General features: G+C 71.2%; 20 protein-coding genes. 15 read left to right on the forward strand and 5 right to left on the reverse strand.

The annotated features are described in order from the left end of the window. Positions 1–136 precede the first annotated feature (136 nt). The 7 genes from ACFT2C_RS20275 to ACFT2C_RS20305 all read left to right on the forward strand — a co-directional run bounded on the left by ACFT2C_RS20275 (position 137) and on the right by ACFT2C_RS20305 (position 7,745). The gene (locus ACFT2C_RS20275) at positions 137–1,432 is read left to right on the forward strand and encodes an extracellular solute-binding protein (RefSeq protein ID WP_377208878.1); all 1,296 of its coding nucleotides are present in this window, start codon (positions 137–139) and stop codon (positions 1,430–1,432) included. An 8-nt stretch (positions 1,433–1,440) separates the two neighbouring features. Further along, positions 1,441–2,379 (forward strand): carbohydrate ABC transporter permease, encoded by a 939-nt coding sequence (locus tag ACFT2C_RS20280; RefSeq protein WP_377208879.1) that lies wholly within the window; start codon positions 1,441–1,443, stop codon positions 2,377–2,379. Beyond that, positions 2,376–3,287: a carbohydrate ABC transporter permease gene (locus tag ACFT2C_RS20285; RefSeq protein WP_377208880.1), complete on the forward strand. Its 912-nt coding sequence runs from the start codon at positions 2,376–2,378 to the stop codon at positions 3,285–3,287. Before ACFT2C_RS20280 ends, ACFT2C_RS20285 begins: the two co-directional genes overlap by 4 nt. Beyond that, the gene (locus ACFT2C_RS20290) at positions 3,284–4,435 is read left to right on the forward strand and encodes an ROK family protein (RefSeq protein WP_377208881.1); all 1,152 of its coding nucleotides are present in this window, start codon (positions 3,284–3,286) and stop codon (positions 4,433–4,435) included. Before ACFT2C_RS20285 ends, ACFT2C_RS20290 begins: the two co-directional genes overlap by 4 nt. 73 nt (positions 4,436–4,508) lie before the next feature. After that, positions 4,509–6,077, forward strand: a complete 1,569-nt coding sequence (locus ACFT2C_RS20295) for a GMC oxidoreductase (protein WP_377208882.1) — start codon at positions 4,509–4,511, stop codon at positions 6,075–6,077. A gap of 16 nt (positions 6,078–6,093) precedes the next feature. Next, positions 6,094–6,792, forward strand: coding sequence for a nucleoside deaminase (locus tag ACFT2C_RS20300; protein ID WP_377208883.1), 699 nt, complete (start codon positions 6,094–6,096; stop codon positions 6,790–6,792). Next, on the forward strand, positions 6,789–7,745 hold the full coding sequence (locus ACFT2C_RS20305; RefSeq protein ID WP_377208884.1) for a sugar phosphate isomerase/epimerase family protein: 957 nt from the start codon (positions 6,789–6,791) through the stop codon (positions 7,743–7,745). Before ACFT2C_RS20300 ends, ACFT2C_RS20305 begins: the two co-directional genes overlap by 4 nt. A gap of 33 nt (positions 7,746–7,778) precedes the next feature. Here ACFT2C_RS20305 and ACFT2C_RS20310 read toward each other — a convergent pair whose 3' ends face one another. After that, positions 7,779–8,210 (reverse strand): GNAT family N-acetyltransferase, encoded by a 432-nt coding sequence (locus tag ACFT2C_RS20310; protein WP_377208885.1) that lies wholly within the window; start codon positions 8,208–8,210, stop codon positions 7,779–7,781. 58 nt (positions 8,211–8,268) lie between these two features. Between ACFT2C_RS20310 and ACFT2C_RS20315 the strand changes: the two genes are divergently transcribed. The 3 genes from ACFT2C_RS20315 (at position 8,269) to ACFT2C_RS20325 (ending at position 10,108) form a co-directional block, all read left to right on the forward strand. Beyond that, entirely contained in the window at positions 8,269–8,904 is a 636-nt protein-coding gene (locus tag ACFT2C_RS20315; RefSeq protein WP_377208886.1) for a hypothetical protein, read from the forward strand. Positions 8,905–8,933: 29 nt separating this feature from the next. Further along, complete coding sequence (locus ACFT2C_RS20320; protein WP_377208897.1) at positions 8,934–9,482, forward strand: class I SAM-dependent methyltransferase; 549 nt, start codon at positions 8,934–8,936, stop codon at positions 9,480–9,482. Positions 9,483–9,568: 86 nt separating this feature from the next. Next, complete coding sequence (locus ACFT2C_RS20325; RefSeq protein WP_377208887.1) at positions 9,569–10,108, forward strand: GNAT family N-acetyltransferase; 540 nt, start codon at positions 9,569–9,571, stop codon at positions 10,106–10,108. A 4-nt stretch (positions 10,109–10,112) separates the two neighbouring features. Here the strand turns inward: ACFT2C_RS20325 and ACFT2C_RS20330 are convergent, their stop codons facing one another. Then, a complete protein-coding gene (locus ACFT2C_RS20330) occupies positions 10,113–11,507 on the reverse strand; it encodes an FAD-binding oxidoreductase (RefSeq protein WP_377208888.1) in 1,395 nt (464 codons plus the stop codon). A gap of 35 nt (positions 11,508–11,542) precedes the next feature. Continuing rightward, the gene (arfB, locus tag ACFT2C_RS20335) at positions 11,543–11,989 is read right to left on the reverse strand and encodes an alternative ribosome rescue aminoacyl-tRNA hydrolase ArfB (RefSeq protein ID WP_377208889.1); all 447 of its coding nucleotides are present in this window, start codon (positions 11,987–11,989) and stop codon (positions 11,543–11,545) included. Between the two features lie 276 nt (positions 11,990–12,265). Between arfB and ACFT2C_RS20340 the strand changes: the two genes are divergently transcribed. From ACFT2C_RS20340 to ACFT2C_RS20350, 3 genes are all read left to right on the forward strand, one after another. Next, the gene (locus ACFT2C_RS20340) at positions 12,266–13,546 is read left to right on the forward strand and encodes a polysaccharide lyase family 1 protein (protein WP_377208890.1); all 1,281 of its coding nucleotides are present in this window, start codon (positions 12,266–12,268) and stop codon (positions 13,544–13,546) included. A gap of 110 nt (positions 13,547–13,656) precedes the next feature. Then, positions 13,657–14,874, forward strand: coding sequence for a M20 family metallopeptidase (locus ACFT2C_RS20345; RefSeq protein ID WP_377208891.1), 1,218 nt, complete (start codon positions 13,657–13,659; stop codon positions 14,872–14,874). Between the two features lie 60 nt (positions 14,875–14,934). Beyond that, the gene (locus ACFT2C_RS20350) at positions 14,935–15,768 is read left to right on the forward strand and encodes a MerR family transcriptional regulator (RefSeq protein WP_377208892.1); all 834 of its coding nucleotides are present in this window, start codon (positions 14,935–14,937) and stop codon (positions 15,766–15,768) included. A 183-nt stretch (positions 15,769–15,951) separates the two neighbouring features. On the opposite strand, the gene ACFT2C_RS20355 is transcribed toward ACFT2C_RS20350, so the two are convergent. After that, the gene (locus ACFT2C_RS20355) at positions 15,952–16,668 is read right to left on the reverse strand and encodes a TetR/AcrR family transcriptional regulator (RefSeq protein WP_377208893.1); all 717 of its coding nucleotides are present in this window, start codon (positions 16,666–16,668) and stop codon (positions 15,952–15,954) included. 88 nt (positions 16,669–16,756) lie between these two features. Here ACFT2C_RS20355 and ACFT2C_RS20360 point away from each other — a divergent pair, with 88 nt between their 5' ends. Next, entirely contained in the window at positions 16,757–17,659 is a 903-nt protein-coding gene (locus ACFT2C_RS20360; protein WP_377208894.1) for an NAD(P)H-binding protein, read from the forward strand. 69 nt (positions 17,660–17,728) lie between these two features. On the opposite strand, the gene ACFT2C_RS20365 is transcribed toward ACFT2C_RS20360, so the two are convergent. Further along, positions 17,729–19,198, reverse strand: coding sequence for a family 43 glycosylhydrolase (locus ACFT2C_RS20365; RefSeq protein ID WP_377208895.1), 1,470 nt, complete (start codon positions 19,196–19,198; stop codon positions 17,729–17,731). A 360-nt stretch (positions 19,199–19,558) separates the two neighbouring features. Here ACFT2C_RS20365 and ACFT2C_RS20370 point away from each other — a divergent pair, with 360 nt between their 5' ends. Continuing rightward, the gene (locus ACFT2C_RS20370; RefSeq protein ID WP_377208896.1) at positions 19,559–21,385 is read left to right on the forward strand and encodes an RICIN domain-containing protein; all 1,827 of its coding nucleotides are present in this window, start codon (positions 19,559–19,561) and stop codon (positions 21,383–21,385) included. Positions 21,386–21,463 lie beyond the last annotated feature (78 nt).

Here is a 21,463-nt window from a genome sequence, read left to right on the forward strand (position 1 = left end):
CCGGCGTCATTCCGCCGAAACGGGCCGTCCCTACCTTCATGAGTGGACGCACAACGAGTGGGTTCGAATTCGCTACTAGTCAGCACAATGCTGTCCGGTGGCGCGCCCGCTCCGGGCTCTCGCGATAGGAGTCACCGTGCAACTCTCCCGACACCTGACGGCCCGGCTCGCCGTCGGCGCGGCCGCTGCCGCCGTCCTCGTGCTCGCCGGCTGCGGCCGCAGCACCGAACCCGCGTCGTCCGCCGCGTCTGCCAGCGTCGACGACGGACCCGCCACCGGCACCGTCGAGCTGTGGGCGCCCGACGGCGACGCGACGGCGCTCGACGACGTCCTCGCCTCCTTCAAGAAGGACAACCCGGACCTCGACCTGAAGGTCACGCTCATCCCGGCGGACGAGTACACGACCAAGCTGCAGTCGGCGGTCGCCGCGGGCGGCGGGCCCGACATCGCACAGCTCTACACCGAGTCCCAGGCGCAGTTCATCGGGGGCGACGCGTTCGCTCCCGTGCCCGACGGGCTCGTCGACAGCGCCTCGTTCTTCCCCGGCGCGTGGGAGTCCGGGGTCGTCGACGGGGTCGCCTACTCGATCCCCTGGTACGCCTACACCTACGCGCTGGTCTACCGCTCCGACTTCGCGGAGGCGGGCGGCGTCGAGGCCCCGACCACGTGGGACGACGTCGTCCCGTTCTTCCAGGGCCTGCAGGACGGCGGGGCCGACAAGGGCCTGGGCGCCGACGTCGGCTGGGACGTCTACAACGGTCAGGACGTCACGCAGTACCTGTGGCAGGCCGGTGGGCAGCCGATGTCGGACGACGGCGCCGAGTGGACCCTCGACACCCCGGAGATGGTCGACGCGCTGACGTACAACCAGTCCTTCTTCACCTCCGGGATCGCCGACCCCGACGCGCCCGGCTTCCTCGACGCCCAGCCGTACTTCGTCGAGGGCAAGACGGGCGCCATGATGACCGGCCCCTGGGTGATCGGGCAGCTCGACGACGTCGCCGGTAAGAAGGGCTGGACGAAGGAGCACGTGGCGACGGCCGTGCTGCCGGGCGGCGCAGGCGGCGGCGTCGGCGCGATCGCCGGCGGAAGCTGGGGCGTGCTCGCCGATAGCGACAACGCCGACGCCTCCTGGAAGCTGTTGCGGCAGCTCGCCGAGCCCGAGACGCAGGTCGCCCAGTTCGAGGCCTACTTCTCGCTTCCCGCGGTCAGCTCCGCGTGGGACGACCCCGCGATCGCGGACCAGCCGCTCCTGGACGCCTACTTCGAGCAGCTCCAGAACACGCAGACGTACCCGCAGGTGCAGACGTGGGCGCAGATCGCCACGCAGCTCGGCGTCGAGTCGGAGGCGGTGGCCAAGGGCAAGCAGACGCCGGAAGAGGCCGCGACCGCCATCCAGTCGTTCGCCGAGAGCCTGGGCACCGGCGAGTAGGGGCGCCCGTGACCACGACCATCTCGCCGGGCACGGCGGTGAGCGCACGGCCCTCGCGGCGTGCGAAGCGACTCGGCGCTCACCGCCGCACCCTGATCGCCTGGCTGTTCCTGCTGCCGTTCCTCGCGGTGTTCGTCGTCTACACGGCGGTCCCGACCGTCGCGGCGCTGGGCTTCAGCCTCACGGACCTGCGCGGGACCGACCTGCGCAACCCGTTCGCCGTGAACTTCGTGGCCTTAAGTAATTACGCCTGGCTGCTGGCCGACGACCGGTTCGTCCGCGACCTCGGGAACACGGCGATCTTCGTCCTGGTCGGGGTCCCGCTGACCATGCTGCTGGGGTTCGCGCTCGCCCTCGCGCTGAACGAGGGGGTGCGGCGGCCGCGCGGCGTCCTCCGGACGATCTTCTTCGCCCCCGTGGTGACGAATGTCGTGGCGGTAGCCCTGATCTGGCAGTACGCGTTCAACACGAACGGCACGGTCAACGAGGTGCTCGCGAACCTCGGGTTCGCCGGCCCGAACTGGCTCGGCGACCCGAACCTGGCGATGCCGGTGGTGATCCTGCTCGGCGTCTGGCGCAACTTCGGCATCGCCATGGTGCTGTTCCTGGCGGGGCTGCAGGGTGTGCCGGAGGAGGTGCACGAGGCGGCGGCCCTGGACGGCGCGGGGTGGTGGCGCCGGCTGTGGCACATCACCACGCCGCTGCTCGTCCCGACGATCCTGCTCGTCTCCGTGCTGCTGACCGTGTTCTACCTGCAGGTGTTCGACGAGCCGTACCTGCTCACCGACGGCGGCCCGCTGGGCTCCACCGAGTCGGTGGCCCTCTACACGTACCACCAGTTCGGGTTCGGCCAGTTCGGGCTCTCGTCCGCCGCGTCGTTCGTCATCCTCGTGCTGGTGGCCGTCGTGAGCATCATCCAGTTCAGATTGCTGAGGCCTCGCGCATGACCACCTCGCGCATGACCGTCGTCGCGCCCCCTGAGATGACCGGCCCGGACGTCCTCGTGGAGCGGGGCTCCCGCCTCGCTCCACGAGGGGTCCGCGTGCCGGAGGCACTGCTGTACGCCGCCCTCGTGGCGATCGCCGGCCTCACGCTGCTGCCCTTCGGCTGGGTCGTGAGCGGCTCGCTGCGCAGCCTGGACGACATCCGCGCGGACCCCGGCGCCTGGCTGCCGAGCGAGGTGACCCTCGACAACTTCGTGCGCCTGTTCGCGACGGAGGGATTCAGCACCTACCTCACCAACAGCGTGGTGGTCGCCGCGATCGTCGTCGGCGGCAACATCGTCGCGGCGTCCGCGGCGGGGTACGCGCTCGCCAAGTTCGACTTCGCGGGCAAGAAGCTTGCCTTCGGCGCCGTCATGGCCGCGCTCATGGTGCCCTACACCGCGACGTTCGTCCCGCAGTTCGTCGTCACCATGAACCTCGGTCTCGTCGACACCCTCACCGGCATCGCCCTGCCGTCCATGGCCCTGCCGATCTCGATCTTCATCATGCGGCAGTACGCGGGGGCCGTCCCGGACGAGCTGCTCGAGGCCGCGCGCATCGACGGCGCGGGAGAGTTCCGCATCTTCTTCCGCATCTTCCTGCCGCTAGCGGGCCCCGCCCTCGCTACCGTCACGATCATGTCCTTCCTCGCCGCGTGGAACAACTTCATCTGGCCGCTCGTCGTGGCCCAGAGCACCTCCACCTACACCCTGCCCGTCGGGCTGGCCGCCACCAGCCGCGCCGCGAACAACATCACCGACTACGGGCTCATGCTCGCCGGCGCCATCGTGGTGATGCTGCCCGTGCTCGTGCTGTTCCTCTTCCTGCAGCGCTACTTCGTGCAGGGCGTCGCCGCCACGGGGCTGAAATGACCGCCGCGGCCGTGGGGCTGGACCAGAGCGGCATCCGCCGGGTCAACACCTCCGCGGCGCTGCGGGCGCTCGCGGTCTCCGCCGAGGCGATGACGATGACGGCGCTTGCCGAGCGGACCGGCCTGTCGCGGCGCACCATCGAGCTGATCCTCGACGCGCTCGTGGACGCGGGCTGGGTCGCCGAGCTCGCCCGGGTGCCGGTCACCGGCGGAGCCGGCAGGCCGCCGCGGCGGTTCGAGCTGCGCGCCCAGCACGCCCTGCTCGCGGCGGTGCGGGTGAACACTCTCGAGGGTGCGGCGGTGGTGTCCGACGTCCGGGGGAACATCCTGGGCAGGGCCCGGCGCGCGCTGCGGGAGTACCACGACCCGCGGTCCACGCTCGACGACGCCGCCGACCTCGTGCGCGAGGCCCTGGTGGACGCCGGCGGGACCATCGAGCGCCTCCGCGCGGGCGCCGTCGCGAGCGGTGGCGCGATCGACGCCGACGGCGTCGTGCGGCGGCTGGTCTTCACCCAGCACTGGGAGGGCGTCGACCTGCCCGCCGAGCTCGGCAGCCGCATCCGCATCCCGTGGTTCGCGGACAACGACGCCAACCTCGGCGCCCTCGCCGAGCGCTGGCGCGGGTCGGCCCGCGACCACGACGACGTCGTCTGGGCGCAGCTCGGCAACCGCGCGGGCGTGGGCATCCTCATCCGCGGCACGGTGCACCGCGGTCACGAGGGCGCGGCGGGAGAGATCGTCGAGGCCGTGTCGATGTCGGTTGGGTCGATCGACGATCACCCCATCGCGTGGCTCACCTCCCCGGTCCAGGAGCACCGGAGGTTCGCGCTCTCGCGGGTGGACGCCGCCCGCTCCGGGGACACGGCCGCCCTGGCCGAGGTCGACGTGTTCGTCGAGCACATCGCCACGGTCCTGACCACCCTGTCCTGGACCATCGCGCCCTCGCTCATCGTGCTCGGCGGCGGCATGGAGGACGCCGCGGACGTCCTCCTGCCGCGCGTCCGGGAGCGGATGCGCGCGGCGCGCACCCCGGGGATCGAGCTGCGGGCCACCTCGCTCGGCCCCGACGGGCCGCTGATCGGGGCGCTCAAGTTCGCCCTGGACCGCATGGACACCACGCTGTTCGGCCCGATAGTGCAGCACGCATGACGACCTGTCAGACGTACGGGTCACCCGCGTGACCTGTACTTCTGACACCTACGCATCGAAAGAGGAGTAGCACTTGACGCACTCGCCTAGCGCCGACGTCCTGATCGTCGGCGGCGGCATCATGGGATCGACGGTCGCCCGGCTGCTCCGGGAGGCCGACCCCAGCGTTCGCATCCGGATGGTCGACGCCGGCACGGCGATCGGCGAAACCCCCGGCCTGCACCTGCACGACGTGCCCGACCCCGAGCTCTGGGAGCGCTACAACGAGCGCGTCGCGAGCGGCATCCAGGGCATGTACACCGGGGCCGACGTCGAGCGGGAGCCCGTCGGCGACGCCGACCAGCTGCAGCCCGGGATGTTCCACGCGCTCGCGTTCGGGGAGGACGCCGAGGCGATGCCGGGCGCCGCGATCGCGTGGAACGCTGGCGGCATGGGCGTGCACTGGACGGCGGCGACCCCGTGGCCCGCCGGCCCGGAGGTGTTCGACGGCGGCGACCCTGCCGCCTGGTCGGACGACCTGCGGACCGCGCGCCGGGTGCTGGGCGTGCATCCGTCCCCGATCGGCCCGACCAAGGCCGGGCAGGTCGTGCTCGACGTGCTGGGGGAGCACCTCGCCGGCGTCGGGCCGGACGACCGGGCGCCGCAGCCGATGCCGATGGCGGTCGCCCCGGCCGCCGAGGGGCCGCTGGCCCGCACTGGTCCCTCGGTGATCTTCCCGCCGATCGCGTCTGGGGGCGACGAGCGCTTCGAGCTCCTGACGGGCGTCCTCGTGACGGAGCTTCTGGTCGACGGTGACGGCGATGGTGACGGCGGCGGCGGCCGGGTGCGGGGCGCCCGGGTCCGCCGGGTTGCCGACGGGACGGAGGAGGAGCTGCTCGCGGACACCGTCGTGGTGTGCGCCGACGCCCTGCGGACGCCGCAGCTGCTGTTCGCCTCGGGCATCCGGCCGTCGGCGCTCGGGCGCTACCTGAACGAGCACGCGTTCATCACCGGGCGCGTCCTCATGGACGTCGACCGGTTCGGGCTCGACCTCGCCACGCTCCCGCTGCCCCGGGTCGGAGAGTTCTGCACCGACTCGCTCTGGATCCCGCAGAACGGGCCTGACCAGCCGTTCCACGGGCAGATCATGAACACGACCTACGTCGACGCCGCCGGGCGTCCCCTCGCTCACTCGGTCGGCCTGTCGTTCTACTCGCCCGTGGAGTCGCGGCCGGCCAACCGGCTCGTGTTCTCCGAGACCGAGACGGACGCGGCGGGCATGCCCCGGATCACCATCGAGTTCGGGTATTCCCCGGCCGACAGCGAGCTCATCGACCGCGCGCTGGCCCAGGTCCAGGAGATCGCTGAGCTGTTCGGGCCGTTCGACCCCGAGACCGAGCGGGCGCTGCTCGTGCCCGGGTCCTCGCTGCACCTCACCGGCACCGTCCGGGTCGGGGAGCACGACGACGGCACGAGCGTCGCGGACACCACCGGCCGGGTCTGGGGCTTCGAGAACCTCTACGTCGCCGGGACCGGGGCGGTGCCGACTCCCGTTGCGGCGAACACCACGCTCACGGGGGCGATCACCGCCGTCCGTACTGCCCGGGCCGTCGCGGGGCGGTACGCCGGCCAACTACCTCGCCAGACTGACCAGGCGAACTGACCAGAGGATGACGATCATGCTCGCGCAGGACATCTCGACCGAATACCGCATTGCCCTGCCCCCGTGGGTGCGGGACGAGCTCGCCGACGTGCCGGGCGAGATCCCGGAGGTGGACGACCGGATGCGGCTCGTGCATCGCCTGGCCGACCGCAACTGGCGCGAGGGGAACGGGGGCCCGTTCGCCGCCCTCGTCGCCGAGAGCGAGACCGGCCGCATCGTCTCCGTGGGCGTGAACGTCGTGCTCGCGAGCGGGGTGTCGAGCGGGCACGCGGAGGTCGTGGCGCTGGGGCTCGCCCAGGCGCGGCGGGCGACGTGGGACCTCGGCGGCGCAGGGCAGCCCGCGCACGAGCTCGTCGTCAACTGGCGGCCGTGCATCCAGTGCTACGGCGCGGCCATGTGGTCCGGCGTGCGCACCCTGGTCGTCGCGGGCGAGGGGCCGGAGCTCGAGGAGATCACCACGTTCGACGAGGGCCCGCTCGGCGCCGACTGGGCCGAGCAGTTCGAGCGCCGCGGCATCCGTGTGGTGCGGGACGTGCTCCGGGAGGAGGCGCTCGGCGTCTTCCGGAACTATCGCGCGGCAGTCGACGCGGAGGCGCTGACCGTGTACAACGCTCGCCAGGGCGCCGTCGCGGGAGACACAGCGGCAGGTACTGGAGCAGGTACTGGAGCAGATACTGCGGCAGATACTGCGGCAGACACGGAGGGGATCGCATGACGCTGCGCGCCGACCGGGTGGCACTGAACCCGATCCAGTGGGTCAACATCAAGGCCGACCCGTCCGACCCGGACAGCGAGGACCTCTGGCTCTTCGCCGACCCGGCCTTCCGGGCCGACTACCCCGGCGTGCTGGCCCAGGTGCGGGACGCGGGCTTCGCCGCCGTGATGATGCAGCTGCTCGACACCCAGACCCTGCAGTCGTACGAGCGGATGGCGCGCGAGGCCGGCCTGGTGCTGGCGCCCGGCTACGCGAGCGTCGCGCTGCCGGAGGACTACGGCGTGCTGCTGGCCCCGGGGAGCGCCGAGCAGGTGCGCTGGTATGACGGCATCCGCCGCATCGCGGAGGAGTCGAACTACTTCGGGCTGGGCACCGTCTTCCTCTCGCCGGAGATGAGCTGGGCGCCAGGGACCCGGCGCACGCTGGAGCAGACGGCGGTCGGGGCGGACTTCGACGGCTCCCGCCTGGACCGGCTCATCGACGTCCTCGGCACTGCCGCGGAGGTCCTTCGTGAGGAGGGCGTGCGCGCCGGGCTGCACAACCATGTGGGCACGTGGATCGAGACCGAGGAGGAGATCGAGCGCGTCCTCGCCGCGATCCCGCCGTCCCTGCTGGGCGCCTCGTTCGACATCGGGCACCTGGCGTGGGCGGGGATCGACTCGGTGCGGATGCTGCAGCGGCATGCCGACCGGCTGGTCGACCTGCACATCAAGGACCTCGACCTCACGGTGGCGGAGGCCAGCCGCGCCGCACCGACGTCGTACAACGCGGCGGTCGACCGCGGCCTCTTCCGCGAGCCGGGGCTCGGCGACATGGACCTCGACGCCGTGCTCGCGGCGCTGCCGGACGGGTGGGACGGCTGGGTGATCGTCGAGGTCGACCGGGCCTCCATGGACCCGGCGGCCAGCGCGCGGGTGAGCTGGGCCTGGATCGAGGCGCGGCTGGGGGAGTGACGGACGCGCGGAGCCGACGTCGTCCCGGCGCCGTCAGAACTGCTTGTCGAACTTCTTCGAGAGCTGCTCGTAGCCGAGCCGCTCGTAGAAGGCGTGGGCCCCGGTGCGTCGGACGGACGACGCGACGGTGACACGGCAGCAGCCCGCGGCTTTGGCCCACTCCTCGAAGGCGGCGACGAGCGCCCGGCCGGATCCAGTGCCACGGCGCCGTTCGGTGACGACGAGGGCGGTCAGCTCGGCCACCGGCGCATCGAGCTCGTAGGGCCAGAAGAGGTGTCCGGCAGCGAATCCGAGGAGGACCTCCTCGTCGTCCGGGTCGACCGCCACCCACGCGGGGTCGTTCTCGCTGTCGGCGAGGCGTGCGAACCGGGTGGCCACGGCCTCGGCCGAGGTCGGGTACCCCAGCTCGCCGAGCAGCGGTGCGAGGGCATGAGCGTGGTCAGGGACGGCGCGTCGGATGGGCACGCTTCATCGTAGGTGCCGCCTGTCCGGCCGGACGCCCGCCGACCGCTAGGCTCGGCCGGTGTCATCTGTAGCGCCCGACCGCGCGTTGTACGAGGTTATGACGGGCATCTCGCAGCGAGTCCACGCGCCCGCCAGCGACCCGTACGAGCTCGGCCTGGAGGCGATGGGCGAGATCGTGGGCGGCGTGATCGACACCGCCGAGCACGGCGCGGGGGCGTACATCCTGTGGGCCGAGCTCACCGATGTCGCCGACCATCCTCGTATCGCGAGCCCCCAGTGGTGCGCCGCGCTCACTCGGCTCGCTGCCGGCGAATGGCTCGCGGTCGACGCGACGGACCACGACGCCGTCGTCCGGTACTTCGACCGGTGGCAGGACCCGATGCTGCGGACGCAGGACCTGTTCGACGAGCCCGACGGCGGGTGGCGCACGGAGTACTTCGCGTACCTGGAGCGGACGATCCGCGACGTGCTCGGCGACGTCGGGGACCAGCTCGCGTCGGTCGATGCCGAGATCGCCGCTGGCTACCTCGACGCCGGCGACTACGGGCTCGCGCTCGACTACGTGGCCCTCGTGCTCTGCGAGTACGAGATCCCGATCCCGGATCGCACGCTGAAGCGGCTGGGCCACATCGCCGACCTCATGTCCAGCGACCAGGCCCTGCGGGACATCGCAGAGATCCCGGTCGCGAGCTAGCGATCGCGGCACGCCCGGGAGAGACCTGGCTGTCCGCCGAGCTGCGTGACCGGGGCGCCGAGATGACCGGGTTCGACGGCAGCCCCGGGATGATCGAGCTCGCCCGACGCAGGCTCGGCGACGACGTCCCGCTGACCGTCGCAGACCTCGCGCAGCCGCTGCCCTACGCGGACGACGCCTTCGACGACGTCGTCGCCTCCCTCGTCCTGCACTACCTCGAGGACTGGCAGCCGCCGCTGGCCGAGCTGCACCGGGTCCTCAGGCCCGGCGGCCGCCTCATCCTCTCCGTCAACCACCCGCTCGCGCGCCCCTTGCTCTTCCCGGACGAGGGCTACTTCGGTGTCCGGCAGTTCTCGGACGAGTTCGAGTTCGCGGGCCAGCCAGGCACGCTGACGTTCTGGCACCGCCCCCTGCACGCGATGAGCGACGACTTCACCGCCGCAGGGTTCCAGATCGCGTCGATAGCCGAGCCCCCGCCGTCCCCGGACACACCGGCCGAACTCCTTCCGCCACGCATCGCGAGCGGAGAGCGGACCGCCTTCGTGTCGTTCCTCTTCTTCGTACTCGAGGCCCGTTGAGACCCGACACCCTCCGCGAACAGGTGCGGCCGGTCGCTTGAGCCGGATCTGTATCGTCGCCGACGAGGCCTGGTAGCGTCGCCGCGATGAACCACCCCACACCGGGCGAGCGGGAGATCGTGCTCGAGACCGACCGACTGTTCCTGCGGCCCTGGCGTGTGTCGGAGGCGGCTGTCCAGCGCGAGATGTGGACCGAGCGCGATCCTCGTGTTCCTCCGCACCGTCGGATCGATGCCGAGGGGCGGCCTACAGTCGAGGACGTCGAGGACTGGATCCGCAACTGGTCGCAGTCCGATTCTCTGGGGCTGCCGGCAATGGAGCGCAAGGGGTCCGGCGACGTCATCGGCTACTGCGGGCTGATCGCCAACACGCTCGTACCGCAGGACGAGCCGGAGCTGGCGTTCGAGCTGCTGCGCAGGTACTGGGGCCAGGGATACGCGACCGAGGCGTCGCGGGCGGTCCTGAGCTGGGCGCAGGGGTCGGGATACCGGCGTCTGTGGGCGACGGTCCGTGACTGGAACGGTGCTTCTCGCCGGGTACTGACCAAGCTCGGGTTCGTCGAGACCGGCCGCGTCGAACCGGACGAGGTGCACGGGGACTCGCTGTTCACGGCGAAGCTGCTGTGACCTCTCAGCCCGGGAACGCCTTGCCCGGGTTCAGGAGCCCGCGCGGGTCCAGCGCGTCCTTGATCGCCCGGTGCATCGCCAGCGTCACGGGGCTGAGCTCCGCCGCCGCGCCCGCGAGCTTGAGCAGGCCGACGCCGTGCTCGCCGGTGACCGTGCCGCCGAGCGCCCGGCACTCGTCGACGATGCGCTCGAACGCCGTCTTCGCGCGGGCCTTGGCCGCGTCGTCGCCCTCCGGCGCGATGATGAGCGGGTGCAGGTTGCCGTCGCCGGCGTGCGCGATGTTGGCGATCACGACGCCGGCCTCCGCGGCGATGCTCTCGATGCGGCTGAGCATCTGGGGCACGGCGCCGCGCGGGACGCAGACGTCCTCCGTGAGCACGGGGCCGAGCCGTTCGAGCGCCGGGTAGGCGAGACGACGGGCGAGGAAGAGCCGGTCGACCTCGTCCGCCGCGAAGGCGCGCTCCACATGCGTGCCGCCCGCGTCCTCGAAGAGGGCGGCAACCTGCCCCGCCAAGGCCTCGCCCGCACCTCCGGGCTCGTCGACCTTGGCGAGGAGCAGGGCGGCCGCGCCCTCGGGAAGGGTCCATTCCTGCCAGTCGGCGACGGCGCGCAGGCAGGTGCTGTCGATGAGCTCCAGCGCCGCGGGCACGATGCCCGCGGCCGAGACGGCGGCCACGGCGTTGCCGGCGTCGGCCAGCGAAGGGAACCAGCCCACGATCGCCCGGTCCTCGCGGCCGCCGAGCGGGCGGAGCTTCAGCGTCACGTCGACGATGATCCCCAGCGTGCCCTCGGAACCCACCAGGAGCCCCGTCAGGTCATAGCCCGTGACGCCCTTCGCGGTGGTCCGGCCGAGCCGGGCGACCGAGCCGTCGGCGAGCACGGCCGTCATCCCGAGCACGTAGTCGCGCGTGACGCCGTACTTGACGCAGCAGAGCCCGCCCGCGTTCGTCGCGACGTTGCCGCCGATCGTCGAGATCGCCTGGCTCGCCGGGTCCGGGGGATACCAGAGCCCGTGCTCGGCCACGTGCCTGCGCAGGTCGTCGTTGAGCACTCCGGCCTCGACGACGGCGTAGCGCTCCGCGACATTGACCTCGCGGATCCGGGTCATGCGTTCCAGCGACAGGACGACGGAGCCGGCCATCGCGTTCGCCCCGCCGGACAGGCCCGTGCCGGCGCCCCGCGGCACGACGGGCGCGTCGTGCTCGGCGGCGATCCGCACCGTCGCGACGACGTCACCGAGGCTGGTGGCGAGGACGACGGCGGCGGGCGTCGCGTAGTCGGCCCACTCGGCGTCGTCGTGGGCGTAGCGCTCGACGGCCGCGTCGTCGGTCAGGACGGCACCGTCGGGCAGGGCGGTCTGCAGGGCCGCGGCCAGCGCGGAGGAATCGGTGCGGATCATGGCGTCGGGATCGTATCGCTCTCCGCCGACAGGGTTCAGTCCTCGCGCCTGGGCTTCGACGAGCGCAGCCGCTTGGTCGCGGATCGTTGCTTCTTGGCGGTCAGCCGCCGCTCCTGCGAACCGCGGGTGGCGCGCGTGGCGCGGCGGGTCCGCGGGGCAGGCGCCAGGGCGTCGGCCACGAGGGCGGCCATGCGCCGCGCTGCGGCGTCGCGGTTGCGCCGCTGCTCCCGGTGCTCCGAGGCGACGACGGTGAGGACGCCGTCGACGAGCCGCTCCGCGAGCCGGTCCGTGACGCGCTGGCGCTGCGTATCGCTCAGGACGGCGGAGCGGCCGACGTCCCAGGACAGCTCGACGCGCGAGTCCGTGGTGTTCACGCCCTGGCCCCCCGGGCCGGAAGAGCGGGAGAACCGCTCGGTGAGCTCGGCCCGGGGGATGGTCAGCGCGGGGGTGACCGGAAGGCCGGGGCGGACGGGTGAGGGCATGGGCCCATGATCTCGCGGTCGCGGGTGTGGGTCATGACATTCTTGCCGCATGAGGTGGTGGCGCGGAAAGTAGGCAGCGGCGTCCGAGGACGATGTCCCGGGCGACGCGGAGACCGCGGAGCTCATGCGCCGTGTCGCGTGCTTCGGGGGCTTCGTAAACTGGAGTGGTTGAAGGCTTGACGACCTGCACGAACAACGCCAGGGTCAGGCCATCACGCCGAGGGTGGCACGCCCCCGCGGCCTTCCCTCGACCACTCCCAGGACAGGGAAGACCCCATGGCATCACTCGCGGACCGCTTGCGTCCCCGCTGGCTCATCCTTGTCGTCGCCGGCATCGCGGCCGTGCTGGGTGCCGCCGCCGCTCTCGCGCCGACCTTCGCAGACACCATCGCCGACGGCGGTGGGTCGGCCCCGCGGCTGGACAGTTCGGCCTCGCCGGCGTCCTTGTCGTCGGAGAAGAGCCCGAGCGCCGCGGCGTCCGCCACGGCCAGCCCGAGCCCGAGTGCCTCCGAGTCGTCGTCGGCTGAAGCCGCACCAGCAAAGGCCGCTGTTGAGGCGGCGGCCGCAGCCACGCCCGTGGGCTACGCGTCGATGAACGGCGGCACGGCCGGTGGCCACGGTGCGGCCACCGCCCATGAGTACGTGCTCTCCGAGGTGGCGGGCACCTACGGCGGAGCCGGCGACGCGCTCTACGCGCTCCTCGACGAGCAGCGGGATCGCGGCACCGACGAGGGCCTCGTCATCTATGTCGACACCACGATCTCCGACGAGAACCTCTCGGAGGACGCGATCGACGTGAAGGATGTGCAGCACGTCTCGATCCTCGGCGTCGGGACGAGCGGCGAGCTGGACGGTGTCGGCATCACGGTCACGCGGTCGCACGACGTCGTGATCCGGAACCTGGCGATCCACCACGTCGACACCGGGGAGAAGGACGCCGTCAGCATCACCGACCACTCGACCAACATCTGGGTCGACCACAACGAGCTCTACAGCGACCTGGCGGCCGACGAGGACTACTACGACGGCCTCGTCGACGTGAAGCGGAACTCCGCGTACGTGACCATCTCGTGGAACTACATCCACGACCACTGGAAGACGTCCCTGGTGGGACACGACGACGAACCGTCGCTCGCGCCCGACAACATCACCTACGCGTTCAACCACTTCCGACACGTCAACACGCGCGTCCCGCTGATCCGGTATGCGCACGTGCACGTGCTGAACAACTACTTCGACACGATCGCCACCTCGGCGATCAATGCCCGCGACGGCGCCCAGGTCCTGGTCGAGGGGAACTACTTCTTCCGGACGGGCAGCGGCAACGTCGACAGCGAGACGGGCCAGATCCAGGGCCCGGTCGGCTGGTGGTACGGCTCCGACACGGGCGGATCCTGGAACCTGCGGGACAACGCCTTCGAGGAGACGGCCCACGAGCACCTGAGCTCGACCACGGACTTCACGGTCCCGTATGCGTACACCGCGCTGTCCCCAGGGAAGGCGAGGGCCGCCGTGCTGTCCGGCGCGGGCACGGGCGTGCTGAACATCCGGCCGTGACGGGAGTTGACCACAGCACTTTCTGCCAGGCAGGGTCTGCTTCTGGCAGAAGCTGCTGTGGTCAACTTGGGTCAGAGACCGGAACGGCGAGAGGTAGCAGCGTGGGTGTGGTGGACGATGCGGCACTGATTCTTGACGACTTGGTCGCCCTGCGGCGGCGCCTCCACCAGCATCCCGAGCTGGGCCTGTACCTGCCCAAGACCCAGGCCGCGGTCCTCGGGGCACTCGACGGTCTGCCGCTCGAGGTCACTGTGGGTGCCGGGCTCAGCTCCGTGGTCGCCGTCCTGCGGGGAGACCTGCCGGGGTCGACGGTGCTGCTGCGCGGCGACATGGACGGCCTGCCCATCGTCGAGGAATCGGGCGAGGAGTTCGCCTCGACCACCGGGACGATGCACGCGTGCGGGCACGACCTGCACGTGGCCGGCCTGGTCGGGGCTGCCCGGCTGCTCAGCGCCAGGAAGCGCGAGCTCGCGGGCAACGTCGTCTTCATGTTCCAGCCCGGCGAGGAGGGCCCCGGAGGGGCGCTCCCGATGATCGAGGAGGGCGTCCTGGACGCGGCCGGCGCGCCCGTCGACGCCGCGTTCGGGATCCACGTGACCGGGCTGTACAACAAGGGGCTGTTCGTCTCCAAGGCGGGGCCCGCCTGGGCCGGTAACGGCCTCCTGAACGTGACGGTCCACGGCAAGGGCGGTCATGGCTCGTCTCCGTGGCTGTCGGTCGACCCGGTGACCGTCGCGGCCGAGATCGTGCTGGCGCTGCAGTCCTATGTGACGCGGCGCATCAACGTGTTCGACCCGGTGGTGATCACGGTGGGGGAGCTGCACGCGGGAACGGCGTCCAACGTGATCCCGTCCACGGCCCGGCTCGTGGCGTCGGTGCGGACCCTGTCGAGCGCATCGCTGGAGCAGCTGTCCGTCGAGCTTCCGCGGCTCGTCCAGGGCGTGGCGGCCGCGCACGGCTGCACCGCCGACGTCGGCTTCCAGCCGGAGTACCCGGTGACCGTCAACGACGCCGGCATGTGGGGCCACGCGAAGACCGTCCTGGCCGGGATGTACGGCGCCGACCGAGTGTTCGAGCGGCCCGATCCGATCATGGGGGCGGAGGACTTCTCCTTTGTCCTGGAGCGAGTGCCGGGATGCTTCATCCAGCTCGGCGCTCGGCCGGACGACGTCCCCGCCGAGGGAGCGCCGTCCAACCACTCCGCGACCGTCCGGTTCGACGACTCAGTGCTCGGCGAGCAGGCGGCGGCGCTCGCCGAGCTGGCGGTCACGACCTTGGCGAAGCTGGCGACCTCACGAGCCCAGGCGGCTGGGATCGAGCTGCGGTAGATCGGCGGGCTTCGCGCGGGCGCTTGACCTTGTGGCTGCTGCAACCTCGATGCTGGAGCCATGCTCTCCATCAGCGACTTCAGCGAGATGTGCTACCTGTCGCCCCAGACCCTGCGCTACTACCACGCCGAAGGCCTGCTGGTCCCGGCCGACGTCGACCCGCGGACCGGGTACCGCTCGTACACCTTCGAGCAGGTCGAACAGGCGATGCTGGTCACCAGCCTGCGCGGCACGGGCATGAGCATCAAGCTCGTCCGGCGCGCCCTCGACGAGCCCGACGAGGCCCCCGCCCTGCTGCGCGAGCACGCCGCCGAGGTCGAGGCCCAGCGGCGGCTGCAGGACGAGGCGATCAGCGACGCCCGCGAGCTCGTCGGCTCGCGGCCGGAGGCGCACCTGCGGCACGTCCCCGAGGCCACCGTGGTGTCGAGGCTGGTGTCCGACTCCGCCGGGCCGGATCCGTACGACTGGTCACGTGTCGAGGCGACACTGGGGGCGGCCATCCGCGACCTGATCACGACCGTCGAGTCGTGCGGCGCCGTCGTGTCGGGCACGCCGTGGCGGAGCTGGGCACGCGGAACCCAGGGGCAGCGGCAGGACGGCGGTGACAGGCTTCCCTGGCTGGTCACCGTGCCCGTCGAGGCGGCCCCGGAGGCGCTCGCGGCCCTGCCTGACGACGTCGAGGTGCGCGCCTTCGAGGCCCGCGAGGAGCTGTCGATCTTCCTCCCGGGCAGGAGCTCGATGGCCAAGTTCGCTACCGCGCTCTCGCGGTTGACGAGGCATCCGCTCGATGGTGCTTACGTCGACTTTTCCGGGATGCGGCAGGTGGTGCGGGACGACGGCGTGGAGACGGCGCTGGCCGTACGGCAGCTCGCGGGGGACGACGCGGCCGGATGATGTGACGCCGCTTGGAAATGTCCTCGTGGGGGCGACGTTTGGGACCCCTCCCAGACGTGAGCAGGTAGAAACGCAGATGCTGTATGACCCAGGAGGATCTTGCGAACGGCCTTCACTACTCGGTCGTCGAGGTGCAGGGCGACCAGGCGGTGATCCGTCTCGGCGAGTGACGAACGACCCTGCTCAGCCCTGGAGGCGGTCGATCGCCCGGCCGAGCCACTCGGACATGAGCATCCGCTCGGCCTCGGTCAGCGCCGGAAGCTCCGGCACGGCGGCGCGCAGCGCGACGGCCAGCGTCACGGCGTCCGACGTCGGCGGCGCGGGCGTGGTCGCGAGAATGCGGGCGAGGACGGCATCCAGCAGGGCCTCGGCGAGCGCTGGGTCGCGCTCTGCTTCGGGCCGGGCCAGGAGGGTGAGTACCGCTCCGTTGCCCGCGGCGCGGAGCATGTCGACGGCGCGGGTCTCCGAGACCTGGAGGAGCCCTGCGGCCGCGACGCGGGCGACCCTGGTGAGGAAGACGTCGTTGCCTCTGGCCATCGCCGGCGACTGCTGCAGCCGCCCGGGTGTGGCGAACAGGGCGTACAGGTCCGGGTTGGCGAGGCCGAACTCGACGTTCGTGTGCCAGGCGGCGCGGAGGTGCTCCACGGGGTCGCCGTCCTCGGTGGCGACGGCGGCCGTCTTGCCGGCCACGTGCTCCGCCAGTACGTGCTCGGCGACCGCTTCGAGAAGTCCGTCCTTGTCGCCGAACAGCCGGAAGATCGTGGGCGGTTGCACCCCCGCGGCCTGCGCGACGGCGCGCGTCGTGACCGCGCTCGCCCCCTGGTCGTGCATGAGACGCGAGGCGGCTTCGATGATCGCGGAGCGGCTGTCGGTCCGAGCGGGCGTTGGTCGGCGAGGCACGGACCAACGGTATCAGCAGAGTGTTTCCGTCGGTATGAATCAGTGATAGCGTCATTACCGAATCACTGATCCAACGCAAAGGACGACCATGATCATCGTGACCGGAGCCACGGGCCGGCTCGGCGCCCGGATCGTTGCCAGACTGCTCGAGCACGTTCCTGCCGAGACGGTTGGCGTGAGCGTGCGAGATGTCGCCAAGGCCGCCCACCTCGCCGAACGAGGGGTCCGCGTCCGAGCCGGCGACTTCACCGATCGAGCCGAGCTGGACCATGCGTTCGAAGGCGCTGACCAGGTGCTCGTCGTGTCACCCAGCATCCGGGACCCGCGCGAGTTCGCCCGGGCCACGCGGGCCGGGTTGGACGCCGCCGTGCGGTCGGGCGCGCGGCGGGTGCTGTACACCAGCCACCAGATGGCCTCGCCGTCCTCCCTCTTCGCACCGGGCCGCAACCATGCCGAGTCCGAGGCCTACCTCGCCGAACGGGCGTCGGCGCACGGCGTCACCTGGACGGCGCTGCGACACGGCTTCTACGCGAGCGCGTTCGAGCTCATCGTGCCCGCCGCGCTGCAGTCGGGCGAGCTGCGCCTGCCCGCGGACGGCCCGGTCTCCTGGACGGCGCACGACGACCTGGCCGCGGCCGACGCCGCCGTGCTGGCCGACCCCGGACCGCTCGACGGCGCGACCCCGCCACTCGTGGGCGCCGAGCTGCTCGACTTCGCCGACGTCGCTCGGATCGTCGGTGAGCTGACCGGCAGCCCGGTCGAGCGCGTGGTGGTCGCCGACGACGAGTGGAAGGCCGAGGCCCTGGAAGGCGGTATGCCGGCGGGTGTCGCCGAGTTCACGCTCGGGATGTTCCGCGCCTCACGCGCAGGCGAGAACGCGGTCACCGGCCCCGCCCTCCAGGGGCTCATCGGCCGTCCCGCGACGCCGGCGCGCGCCGTCCTGGCGGGCATCCTGAACAGGTCCCTGTCGGCCGACGGCGTGACCGCCTGATCCGCCGTCCGCCACGAACGACGAGGCGGCCCGGCCTGAACGACCGGGCCGCCCGCGTCACCGCCCCCGTCAGCCGCGCCGCCAGAGCTGGGCGTTGAGGCCGTTGCAGGTGTACATCGACAGGCGCGCGCCGTTGGCGGTGTTCCACTCGTAGTTGTCGAGGCACAGCCCGCTCGTGCGGTTGCGCAGGGAGAACCAGCCGCTGCCCTGATCGATGATCGACCAGTCCTGGTTGGCGCCGCCGGTGCAGGTCCAGAGGCCGACGTCGGCGTTCAGTGCAGCCGAGCCGTTCAGGTTGTCCAGGCACTTGGCCGCGTGGAGGTTCTTGATGCGGTAGTACCCGCCGACATAGCTGAGCTCCCACTTCTGCGCCGCGGCCGTACTACACGTGTAGAGCCTGACCAGGGCGCCGTCGGCGGTGTTCCACTCGTAGTCGTCGACGCACTTGTCGCTGTGCCGCCCGCGGATACCCGGCTGCCCGGAGCCGGTCGCCTGCGGCTGGCCGAAGAACGGGGAGCCGTCCGCCGCCCAGTAGAGCTGCTGGATCCGGGTGTGCCGGTTGGGGTCCGTCAGGGCGTCCGGGGTCGGCGTCGCGTAGTTGCGGGCGTGGTAGACGAGGATGTCCGTGACGCCGTCCTCGGCGACGGTGAAGCTGCCGTGGCCGGGCCCGTAGACGCCGTTCGCCGTCTGGAAGACCGGCGTCGACCTCTTGGTCCACGAGGACGGGGACAGCAGGTCGGCCGACGCCGACGCGGAGACCATGCCGAGCTTGTACCGGGAGTCGGTGGCGGACGCCGAGTACGCGACGAAGACCCGCCCGTTCTTCACGATCGGGGACGGGCCCTCGACCACGCCGGCGACTCCCTCCATCTCCCAGGAGTAGGTCGGCCGGGCGATCTCGATGGCGGTGGCGGTGTCGATCGTGGTCGGCGACGTCATGCGCGCCAGGTACATGTGGCTGTTGTAGCTCGTGCTGGGGCTGTCCTGCGCCCATGCGAAGTACCGCGTGCCGCCCACGGTGAACGACGCCGGGTCCAGCTGGAAGGACTCCCAGCCCGTCGTCAGCCTCTGCGGCGCCGACCACGTGCCCGTCGTCGGGTCCGCGGACGTGTTGCGTATCCAGTACAGACGCTGCGCGAACTGCGACGAGCCGGGTGAGGCCGAGAAGTACATGTACCAGGCGCCGTCGACGTACTGGATGTCGGGCGCCCAGATCCAGCCGCTCAGGTCGCCGCTGGAGGGCGCGGCGAAGGCGGTGACCGGGGTGGCCGGGCCGAGGCCCGCGAGGGTCCGCGAGCGGCGCAGCTCGACGCGCTTGTAGTCCGGCACGGACGCGGTCATGTAGTAGTAGCCGTCGGTGTGCTTGTAGATCGCCGTGTCGGCGCGCTGCTCCACGAGCGGGTTCGGGACGTCGATGTACTGGGCGGACGCCGGAGCGACGGGTAGCACAGCGAGAGCCATGAGGGCGGCGGTGCCGGCTGCGAGGAGCCGACGGCGCAACCTCGGCAGCGAGGCGGCAAGGGACGAGGAGGAGGGCACGAGATGACTCCTTTGTCATCGGCGATGTGAGCGCTAACACGGCGAACACTGGCGGAGCTTGGCTGTCTGGTCAAGTCGGCTGTCACACACCACCAGGTGCAGGTCGTCCAGGCCGGAGTCGAACCCGAGAGTCCCCCGGGTCGGACCAGGGTTCCGGGTTGCGCGGACGCAGATGGGGACTGGGTCGCGGGCTACGGATTCACGGCGAGCAAACCGGTTCGCTTGACGCGGTCGCCCCAGATGCGCCATCGTTGGCGAACCGGTTCGCTGGAAGGGTGTCCCACACGGGACCGGCGCGGCACGACAGGAACATCGGTCCGACGGCGAACCATCTTCACTGATTGCAAAGGAGCTTTCGTGGTGACTACATCCAACAGGAGGAGCGGGCGCATCCGCGCCCTGCTGGCCCCGGCCCTGGTGGGCGCCCTGGCAGTGTCGATGCTGGCGGCGCCGACGGCGAGCGCGGGCGACGAGCAGATCAGCGTCGACTTCGCCGTCTCCGGCGGCGCGCCGCAGCACCTCGCCTCCGGCACCATCTACGGGATGACGGAGTCCGGCGGCCTGCCGCAGGACCACTTCTACACCGACATCAAGTGGAACTACATGCGGGCCGGCGGTGCGCAGCTCGACAACCCGGGCGGCTGGGTCGGCGGGACGTACCCGCGCCGCTGGGCCGCCACGCGGGCTCAGGCCGAGCGCACGGCCGCTCTCGGCGGCAAGTTCGTCCTGCTGGTGCACGACCTGTGGGGCGCCGACGCCGAGACGCAGGCGTCGGTCTTCCCGGGGGACAACGGCAACTGGGCCTCGTACGACGCATTCCTCGACCAGCTCATCGCCGACGTCCAGACCAGCGGCGTGCAGGTGCAGTGGGATATCTGGAACGAGCCCGACATCTCGACGTTCTGGAACCGCTCGCAGTCGCAGTACCTCGAAATGTGGAAGAGGGGGTACCAGCGCATCAGGACCACCTTCCCCAACGCGGTCATCGTGGGCCCGAGCACCAGCCGGTCGCCGCAGAGCTCTTCCCTGTGGCCCGTTTTCCTGGACTACGCCAAGGCCAACAACGTCCTGCCGAACATCTACAGCTGGCACAACCTCCCGGGCGACCCCGTGGCGAGCACACAAGCCGCGAACTCGCTGCTCGCCGCCCGCGGCATCACCAGCACGACGCGCCACCAGATCAACGAGTACGCGTCGACCAGCGAGCAGAACCCAGCCGACGGCGCGTGGTACATCTCGCGCCTCGAGCGCGCCGGCACGGTCGGACTCCGGGCCAACTGGGCCCTCGGCCAGCAGCTCAACGACCTTCAGGCCAAGCTGCTGGTCAAGACAGGTAGCCAGTACCTCCCGACCGGCGAGTGGTGGATGTACCGGTACTACGGGTCCCAGACCGGCTCGATCGTGTCGACGACGCCCAGCCCCACCTACGACGCGTTCGCGACCAAGACCACGGGCCGCGCGCAGATCCTCCTCGGCGGAGGAGGCACGACGGGCAACATGGCGGTCCGGCTCAACAACGTGACCTCGACGACGGGGATCGTGTCGAACAACCAGGTGCGGGTCGTCGTCCAGCGCGTCCCGTACAACGGCGGCGGCGCCGTCAAGGGGCCCGAGACGATCTCCAGCTCCGTCGCGACGCTGAGCAGCGGAGGGACCACCGTCAACATCCCCCGCACGAACAACGACGACGGGTACACGGTCACCCTGCTGCCGCCGGGGAACGCGGAGATCACCACCGTCGCCGTCGCGCAGCACAGCCAGATGTGCCTCGACGACACCAACCTCTCGACCGCCAACGGCACCCAGCAGCAGCAGTACCACTGCGAGGGCGGGAGCCAGCAGATCTGGCGGTTCGTTCCCGTGAGCGGTGTGGCCGACACCTACACGGCCGTCAACGAGCTGAGCGGGAAGTGCCTCGACGTGTCGGGCGCCTCCACGGTGAACGGGGCAGCGGTCGTCCAGTGGACCTGCATCGCCGGCGCGCAGAACCAGCAGTTCGCGCTCCGCAAGGTCACCTACTCCGGCAACGGCGCGCAGGACTACCAGCTCGTCGCCCGGCACAGCGGCAAGTGCGTCGACGTGAGCACGATCTCGACGTCGGCGGGCGCGGCGATCCACCAGTGGACCTGCAACCCGGTCGGCCAGAGCAGCCCCCTCAACCAGACCTGGCGTCTGCTCGGGAAGTAGGCCTGCAACAAGCCGGGCCCGTGGTCCGGTGGCCACGGGGGAGAGGGCTCCACAGGGGCGGCCGACGGCGAATCGCCG

Origin of the sequence: Promicromonospora sp. NPDC057138 (assembly GCF_042670845.1) — a bacterium.
Classification (GTDB): Bacteria; Actinomycetota; Actinomycetes; order Actinomycetales; family Cellulomonadaceae; genus Promicromonospora.